This window comes from Streptomyces polyrhachis (assembly GCF_042663125.1).
Lineage (GTDB): Bacteria > Actinomycetota > Actinomycetes > Streptomycetales > Streptomycetaceae > Streptomyces > Streptomyces polyrhachii.
Genome location: NZ_JBHSZO010000045.1, coordinates 1 through 7,909 on the forward strand (window position 1 = coordinate 1; position 7,909 = coordinate 7,909).

Below are 7,909 nucleotides of genomic sequence, written 5' to 3' on the forward strand. Positions count from 1 at the left end.
CCACGCCGAAACCACCCGCCACCACGATCTTCGCGGAGGTGGTGGAGCGCGACGGGCCGGCGGCGGGTGCAGGGCCCCCCGCGCCGTATCCGGCGTTAGAGCTTCCGAAGTCCACTGAGCACCCTTTCGAGCAAAGTCACATCTGGGGTTCCGTCTGCCTCGCTGCCGCCCGGCTGGTGGATCGCGACGAGGCCGGCCTCGGCCAGGTCCGCGACCAGGATGCGCGCCACACCGAGGGGTATCGCGAGCAGCGCCGAGACCTCGGCCACCGACTTGATCTCCTGGCACAGGTGGCAGATGCGCTGGTGCTCCGGCAGCAGACCCTGCAGCCGCATGGGGTCGGCCGAGGTGCTGACCAGCGCCTCGATGGCGAGCTGGTAACGCGGCCGGGTCCGGCCGCCCGTCATCGCGTACGGGCGCACCAGCGGCTGGTCGCCTTCACCCTCGTACGGCGGATGGGCGCCGTAGGCGTCGGGTGAGGCAGGGGGCGGGGTCATGGGTCCTCCGGGCGAAACTCACGGTTCAGTTGAGCAGTCAGTGCAGCAGACTGCCTTGCAGTTCGGCTCTCAGGTCGGGCGTGAGCACGGCGCCCGCCCGGTCGACCAGCAGCGCCATCTCGTAGCCCACCAGGCCGATGTCGCACTCGGGGTGGGCCAGCACGGCCAGCGAGGAGCCGTCCGAGACCGACATGATGAACAGGAAGCCCCGTTCCATCTCCACCACGGTCTGGTTGACCTTGCCGCCCTCGAAGATGCGGGAGGCGCCGGCGGTCAGGGAGGTCAACCCCGAGGCCACCGCGGCCAGCTGGTCCGCGCGGTCGCGCGGGAAGCCTTCGGACATCGCCAGCAGAAGTCCGTCCGCGGAGACCACCACCGTGTGCGACACCCCGGGGGTGTTATCCACGAAGTTCGTGATCAACCAGTTCAGGTTCTGCGCCGCCTGGCTCATCGGACTCAACTATCGCTCCTGGCTGTAGGTGGGGCCGTAGCCACTGTTGCTGCCGGTGTTGCCGGCACTGTCGCGACTGCTGTTCGTGCCGCCTGCCTGCCTGCCCTGCTCGATGCCCCGTCGCAGGCTGGTCAGACGCCCGCGCACCTGGTCGGGGGCGCGGGAGATCGGGGGTCCACTCGGCTCGGACTGCTGCTGGGCGGTGCCCTCGACCAGGTTGGCCCGGGGCACCCGGCGCGGCAGGCCGGAGGTGGTGATGCCGCCGGCCGCCGGTCCGGCGCGCAGCTGCTCGGCACGGCGCCACGCGGCGTCGTTCGGCGACTGGCGCCACGGCGCGGCGTCCTGCTGCTGCGGCGCGGGGCCCGGCTCGCGGGGCGCGGGCGCGGCGGTGACCGCGCGCTGCTGGGACGCGGGCTGCTGCGGCGCGGGGGCCGGTCCGCCGCGCTGACCGCGGAACCAGCCCGTCTCCATCTCCTGGAAGATCGGGGTGGTCTCGGGGCGCGAGGGCGCCGGAGGGGCGGGCGGCAGCCCTTCGCCGTACGCCGGGAAGCGGCCCGTGTCGTGCGGCTGCTGCGGACGCGGGTACTCGCCGGTCGGCTGAGGCTGAGGCTGAGACGGCTGCGGCTGCTGCACGCGCGGGAACTGGCCGGTGTCCTGCGGCTGCTGCGGATACCCGCCCGGCTGCTGCTGAGACGGCTGGGGCTGCTGTACGCGCGGGAACTGGCCCGTGTCGTGCGGCTGCTGCGGATAACCGCCCTGCTGCTGCGGCTGCACGCGCGGGAACTGGCCGGTGTCGTGCGGCTGCTGCGGGAACTGCCCGGTCTGCTGCTGCGGGAACTGCCCCGTCTGCTGCGGCTGCGGGAACTGGCCGGTCTGCTGCGCCCCGGGCATCGGGAACTGCCCGGTGTGCTGCGGCTGCTGCGGCGCGGCCGGCATGCCCTGCGGCGCGGGTCCGCCGAAGTCCGGACGCGAGAACTGCGTGGTGGAGCCCACCTCGTCATGGCCGCGCGGGCCGTCCGCCACCGGCGGGATGCGGCCGGTGTCGCCCATCCGCGCGTCCCGCTCCTGCGGGGCGCCGGAGTGCTGCACGTCGCCGTACGGAACGCCGCCCTTGGCGGCGCCGTCGCGCTCCGGCAGCGAGGGGCGCCCGGCCGGGCCCTCACCGCGGCTCGGCAGCGCCGGCCTGGCGGCCTCGCCCGCGCCACCGCGGCCGAGCTGGCCGCGCTGGGCGGCGGCGGAGAGCCGGCTGGTGGCGCTGCCCTTGGTGGGGCCGGCCGCCGGGGCCTGCTTGCCGCCGGGGACGTTGCCGTTCTGCGTGACCTCGACCGGCAGCATGACGAGGGCCGTCGTACCGCCGGAGTCGGAGGGGCGCAGCTGGATGCGGATGCCGTGCCGCAGGGACAGGCGGCCGACCACGAACAGGCCCATGCGGCGCGAGACGGAGACGTCCACGGTGGGCGGGGACGCCAGGCGCTCGTTGATCGCCGCGAGGTCCTCGGGCGAGAGGCCGATGCCGGTGTCGTGGATCTCGATCAGCACCCGGCCGTCGGGCAGGGCGTGACCGGTGACCTTGACCTTGGTCTGCGGGGAGGAGAACGACGTCGCGTTCTCCAGCAGCTCGGCGAGGAGGTGCACGAGGTCGTTGACGACGCGGCCGGCGACCTGGGTCGCGGGCACGGCGCTCAGCTCGATGCGCTCGTACTGCTCCACCTCGGAGGCGGCGGCACGGAGCACGTCGACCAGCGGCACGGGGCGGGTCCACCGGCGGCCCGGCTCCTCACCGGCGAGGACCAGGAGGTTCTCACCGTTGCGGCGCATGCGGGTCGCGAGGTGGTCGAGCTTGAAGAGCGAGGCCAGCTGGTCCGGGTCGGCCTCGCGGGACTCCAGCTCGGAGATCAGGGAGAGCTGGCGCTGGATCAGGCCCTGGGAGCGGCGCGAGAGGTTGGTGAACATCGCGTTGACGTTGCCTCGCAGCAGCGCCTGCTCGGCGGCCAGTCGGACCGCCTCGCGGTGCACGTCGTCGAAGGCCGCGGCCACCTTGCCGATCTCGTCGCGGCTGTGGATGCCGACGGTCTCCACCGAGGTGTCGACGTCCTGCGGGTCGGCCTCGGAGAGCTGCCTGACCAGCTCGGGCAGCCGCTTCTGGGCGACGACCTCGGCGGTGTCCTGCAGCCGGCGCAGCGAGCGCACCATGGAGCGGGCCACGACGAAGGCGCCGGTCAGCGAGATACCGAGGACCAGCACGATCAGCACGAAGGAGGCGATCGCGTCGCGCTCGGCGTCGGCGGCCAGCTGGCGGGACTTCTGCTGCAGGCCGTTGAGCAGCGTGGACTCGATGAGAGTCATGCCGTCGATGTACGGACTGTAGGTCTCGTACCAGCTCTTGTACGAGTCGATGCGCGCCCGCTTGGGGTCGCCGGGGTGCGCCAGGAGGTTCTTGACGGTCTGCCCGGCCTGCTGGATGGCGTTGTTGTTCTCCAGCGGCTCAAGGACCTCCTTGGCCTTCTCCGCCCCGTAGAGCTGGGTGAACTGCTGGATGTCGCTCAGCTCGGCGTTGCGGGCGCCGGCGACGGTCTGCTGCTCCTCCGTGGTGAGGCTGTCGTGGCTCGCGATGGCGGCGGAGACGACGGCCCGCTGGATGGAGGCGTTCTCCTTGGCGGAGGAGAAGACGGCCAGCGCGCGGGTGGCCTCGATCATGGAGGCGTCACTGGTCGCCGCCGCCATGTCGTTGGAGAGCGCGATCAGCGAGTCGACGACCTCGCTGTAGGCGCGCACCGTCTGCAGGGAGTTCCTGCCGTTGTGGTCATAGGCGGTCTCACGGATCTCGGTCAGGGCGCCGAGCTTCTCGTTGATACGGACCAGGCTGCTGCGAACGCCGTTGAGGGAGCCGGTCTCGGTGTTCTCGATCTTGCCGGTGGCCCGCTTGAACCGCTCGATCCAGTCCGAGGTCGTCTCACGGGCCTGGATGACCTCAAGGTCCTTGGCGCCCTCTTCGATCACGACACCGGCGGTAAGGTCGCGCTCCTCCTGGATCTTCACCGCCAGCTCGGTGGCCTGGCGGGTCATCTCCGTCAGGACCTTCATGTCCTCCTGCTGCTGCATGTCCTTCCAGGAGGACTCGATACGCAGCGCACCCAGCGTGGTCGCGGCGACCACGGGCAGGGCGAGGAGGGAGACCAGGCGGGTCGAGATGCGCCAGTTGCGCAGCGCCAGGCGCGAGCCGGGCTTGCCATGGGCGCTGGTCGGCACCCGCGGGGCGTAGGCGCCCGCCTCCGGCTCGGGTATGCGCAGGGCCGCGCCGGACGCCGGATCGGCGCCCCTCTTCGAGGACGGGGACCCGTAGCCGGACGGGGCGTCCTGCGGGCCGGAGGCTCCGTCCCGGGCTCCGGTGTGCGCAGGCCCGCGCGAGCCGGACTCGCCCGCGGCGTCCCCATGGCCCCGCTGGCCCTGGGTGCGCCCTATGCCATCCCTCTTGAAACGTCCCTGCACTGGCTTCGCAACCTCTGGACCAGGCCCCGGACGCGGTGGCGTCGGGACTGCGGTCAAGTCGTGCGGGATCCGGGGGCCCCGCGGTCGGTGTCCTTCGTGGACCGGCGCATTTCCCCGTGCAGCCCCGCCGGCAAACGCCTCGTCGCGCCCACCGAGCCGGCTGCAGTCCAGCGACGGTCCGTGGAATTCCAGCACAGTGCCGGATCTCCAACAAGGGGCGTCCGCGGCAGTGTGACGAGCGTGACCCTGTGTGAGTCGGCGCGCACGTCCGGTTCAACAAGAGCCCCCATATAGCGGTCATTTCACCGCAATCGGAGCGAACAGACATGACACCCCAGTGGCACCACTCGACTGCAGAATGCTCACATCCGACACGTAATGACCGTTTTGGATGATCATGGAACGCTTGGATTTCAGTGATTTTGATAGCTGAAGAGTGACCAACTTCACACGTCGGTAAGGGCTGAGGCCGGAGGGGACCGGGAAGAGCGGACTAGCCTGGCGCTTTACATCCCTGTCACCGCTGTCAAGCACTCATCCGTGGAGAGCGCCCCGATGTTCCGGAACGTAGCCAGCACCGCCAACCCCCGCCGGACCACCCTCGCGCACCTCGAGGACGCCGAGGAGCTGCGGCCGGCACCCCTGGAGCACACCGCGGAGCTGCCGGAGCGCACGGCGAACCCCCGTCGCACGGTACTGATGGACGCGCCGCAGGGCTGAGCATCCGGCGAACTTCCCCCACCGGGGGCGGCCCGCCACCCATGAGGGGCGCCTCTTCGGAGGCGCCCCTCATGGGTGGCGTGGCCGCCCGCAGGCCCGCAGCGCCCCGGCCCGATAGCCTGGAGCGACCAGACTCCCGCTAGGCAAAGGCAGCAGCACCCGTGCGCATCGCCAGGTTCTCCCTCGAAGGAAACGTCGCCTTCGGCGTTCTTGAGCGCGACCAGCTGGACATCATCGTCGGCCACCCCTTCGGGGAGGTCGAGCGGTCGGGGAAGCTCATCCCCCTGGCCCAGGTCCGCCTCCTGCCCCCCGTGCTTCCCAGCAAGGTCGTCGCGGTCGGCCGCAACTACGCCGAGCACGCCGCCGAGCTGGGCAACGAGGTGCCCGAGGTGCCCGTCACCTTCCTCAAGCCCTCCACGGCCGTCGTCGGCCCCGCCGACCCGGTCTTCTACCCCGGCTTCACCCACGACCTGCAGTACGAGGCCGAGCTGGCCGTCGTCATCGGCCGCATGTGCCGCGAGGTTCCCGTCGAGCGCGCCGCGGACGTGATCCTCGGCTACACCTGCGCCAACGACCTCACCGCGCGCGACGTCCAGCGCGGCGAGGAGCAGTGGACCCGGGCCAAGGGCTTCGACACCTCCTGCCCGCTGGGCCCGTGGATCGAGACCGACCTGGACCCGGCGGACCTGGGCATCCAGTGCACGGTCAACGGCGAGCAGCGCCAGCTCGGGCGCACCGCCGACATGGTCCGCTCCATCCCCGAGCTGATCTCGTTCATCACCGAGGCCATGACGCTGCTCCCGGGCGACGTCATCCTCACGGGCACCCCCGCGGGGGTCGGCCCCCTCAACGTCGGCGACGAGGTCGCCGTCACCATCGAAGGTATCGGCACTCTCTCCAACAAGGTGTTCAAGCGTGACTAGCCCCAGCCCGACCAGCACCGCCCCCAAGGACGTACGCGTACGTTTCTGCCCCTCGCCGACCGGTAACCCGCACGTGGGCCTGGTCCGCACCGCCCTGTTCAACTGGGCGTTCGCCCGCCACAACGGCGGCACCCTGGTGTTCCGGATCGAGGACACCGACGCCGCGCGCGACTCCGAGGAGTCGTACGGGCAGCTGCTGGACTCCCTGCGCTGGCTGGGCCTGGACTGGGACGAGGGCCCCGAGGTCGGCGGCCCGCACGCCCCGTACCGCCAGTCCCAGCGCATGGACCTCTACGCCGACGTGGCCGAGCGCCTCCTCGCGGCCGGCCACGCCTACCGCTGCTACTGCACGGCCGCCGAGCTGGACGAGCGCCGCGAGGCGGCCCGCGCCGCGGGCCGCCCCTCCGGCTACGACGGCCACTGCCGCGACCTGGGCGCCGAGCGGATCGCCGCCTACGAGGCCGAGGGCCGCGCGTCGATCGTGCGCTTCCGGATGCCGGACGAGGTCATCACCTTCACGGACCTGGTCCGCGGCGAGCTGACGTTCCAGCCCGAGAACGTCACGGACTACGGCATCGTCCGTGCCAACGGCGCCCCGCTCTACACCCTGGTCAACCCGGTGGACGACGCCCTGATGGGCATCACGCACGTCCTGCGCGGCGAGGACCTGCTCTCCTCCACCCCCCGGCAGATCGCCCTCTACAGGGCGCTGGCCGACATCGGTGTGGGCGAGGGTGGCGTCCCGCTCTTCGGCCACCTGCCGTACGTGATGGGCGAGGGCAACAAGAAGCTCTCCAAGCGCGACCCGGAGGCCTCGCTCAACCTCTACCGCGAGCGCGGCTTCCTGCCCGAGGGGCTGCTCAACTACCTCTCCCTGCTGGGCTGGTCGCTCTCCCCCGACCAGGACGTCTTCTCGACGGACGAGCTGGTGGCGGCCTTCGACGTGGCGGACGTGGTGGCCAACCCGGCCCGCTTCGACCTGAAGAAGGCCGAGTCGATCAACGCCGACCACATCCGCCGGCTCGACGCGAAGGACTTCGCCGCGGCCTGCGCCCCCTGGCTGAGCGCCCCGCACGCCCCCTGGGCGCCGGAGGACTTCGACCAGGCCGCGTGGGAGGCGATCGCCCCGCACGCCCAGACCCGCCTGACGGTCCTCTCCGACATCACCGCGAACGTCGACTTCCTCTTCCGGCCCGAGCCGGTCCGCGACGAGGCGTCGTGGGCGAAGGCGATGAAGCCGGGCGCGGCGGAGCTGCTGCGGACGGCGCGGGAGAGGCTGGCCGCCGCCGGGGAGTGGGCCGCCGAGCCCCTGAAGGCGGCCGTACTGGCCGCCGGCGAGGAGCACGGGCTGAAGCTGGGCAAGGCCCAGGCGCCGGTCCGGGTGGCCGTCACCGGCCGCACCGTGGGCCTGCCGCTCTTCGAGTCGCTGGAGGTCCTCGGCCGCGAGCGCACGCTGGCGCGGGTGGACGCGGCGCTGGAACGGCTCGCCGCTGCCGAGCAGGGTTGACGCCTTCCTCCCCGGGCCTCGTACGCGGCCCGGGGAGGCCGGGGCGGTGCTGGGCCGGTGCTGGGGGATACCCGTTTTGGAGCACCGCCCACCATCGGGTAATGTTCTTCCTGTCGCCGAGCGGGGCCGAGAGGCCGGAAAGCAAGGCGGTCACCCGAACAGAAGCCCCTCAGGGGTTGAGTTTTGGTGGGGTATGGTGTAATTGGCAGCACGACTGATTCTGGTTCAGTTAGTCTAGGTTCGAGTCCTGGTACCCCAGCAGATCGTTAGATCGATCTAGATCGCAAGATCAAGGCCCCCGTTGTGTAGCGGCCTAGCACGC

6 protein-coding genes and 2 tRNA genes (1 of these 8 cut by a window edge) are annotated in these 7,909 nt (G+C 71.4%); 5 read left to right on the forward strand and 3 right to left on the reverse strand.

What is annotated here, in order from left to right:
- Positions 1 to 95 precede the first annotated feature (95 nt).
- From ACFQLX_RS22530 to ACFQLX_RS22540, 3 genes are read right to left on the reverse strand one after another with little or no spacing between them, the layout of a single operon-like run.
- Positions 96 to 497 (reverse strand): DUF742 domain-containing protein, encoded by a 402-nt coding sequence (locus tag ACFQLX_RS22530; RefSeq protein ID WP_386417915.1) that lies wholly within the window; start codon positions 495 to 497, stop codon positions 96 to 98.
- 37 nt (positions 498 to 534) lie between these two features.
- Entirely contained in the window at positions 535 to 948 is a 414-nt protein-coding gene (locus ACFQLX_RS22535; RefSeq protein WP_386417979.1) for a roadblock/LC7 domain-containing protein, read from the reverse strand.
- A gap of 9 nt (positions 949 to 957) precedes the next feature.
- Positions 958 to 4,437, reverse strand: coding sequence for a nitrate- and nitrite sensing domain-containing protein (locus ACFQLX_RS22540; RefSeq protein ID WP_386417917.1), 3,480 nt, complete (start codon positions 4,435 to 4,437; stop codon positions 958 to 960).
- Positions 4,438 to 4,992: 555 nt separating this feature from the next.
- Here ACFQLX_RS22540 and ACFQLX_RS22545 point away from each other — a divergent pair.
- From ACFQLX_RS22545 to ACFQLX_RS22565, 5 genes are all read left to right on the forward strand, one after another.
- The gene (locus ACFQLX_RS22545; protein WP_386417918.1) at positions 4,993 to 5,157 is read left to right on the forward strand and encodes a hypothetical protein; all 165 of its coding nucleotides are present in this window, start codon (positions 4,993 to 4,995) and stop codon (positions 5,155 to 5,157) included.
- 161 nt (positions 5,158 to 5,318) lie between these two features.
- Positions 5,319 to 6,080: a fumarylacetoacetate hydrolase family protein gene (locus ACFQLX_RS22550; RefSeq protein ID WP_386417920.1), complete on the forward strand. Its 762-nt coding sequence runs from the start codon at positions 5,319 to 5,321 to the stop codon at positions 6,078 to 6,080.
- A complete protein-coding gene (gltX, locus tag ACFQLX_RS22555) occupies positions 6,073 to 7,587 on the forward strand; it encodes a glutamate--tRNA ligase (protein ID WP_386417921.1) in 1,515 nt (504 codons plus the stop codon). The genes ACFQLX_RS22550 and gltX overlap by 8 nt, the downstream gene beginning before the upstream one ends.
- Positions 7,588 to 7,774: 187 nt before the next feature.
- Positions 7,775 to 7,846 (forward strand) — tRNA-Gln (locus ACFQLX_RS22560).
- Between the two features lie 35 nt (positions 7,847 to 7,881).
- Positions 7,882 to 7,909: transfer RNA gene (locus ACFQLX_RS22565), tRNA-Glu, on the forward strand (it continues 145 nt past the right edge of the window).

Coding starts and splice junctions, on each gene's coding strand:
- ACFQLX_RS22530 (WP_386417915.1), bottom strand. CDS start 497: ATGACCCCGCCCCCTGCCTCACCCGACGCCTACGGCGCCCATCCGCCG.
- ACFQLX_RS22535 (WP_386417979.1), bottom strand. CDS start 948: ATGAGCCAGGCGGCGCAGAACCTGAACTGGTTGATCACGAACTTCGTG.
- ACFQLX_RS22545 (WP_386417918.1), top strand. CDS start 4,993: ATGTTCCGGAACGTAGCCAGCACCGCCAACCCCCGCCGGACCACCCTC.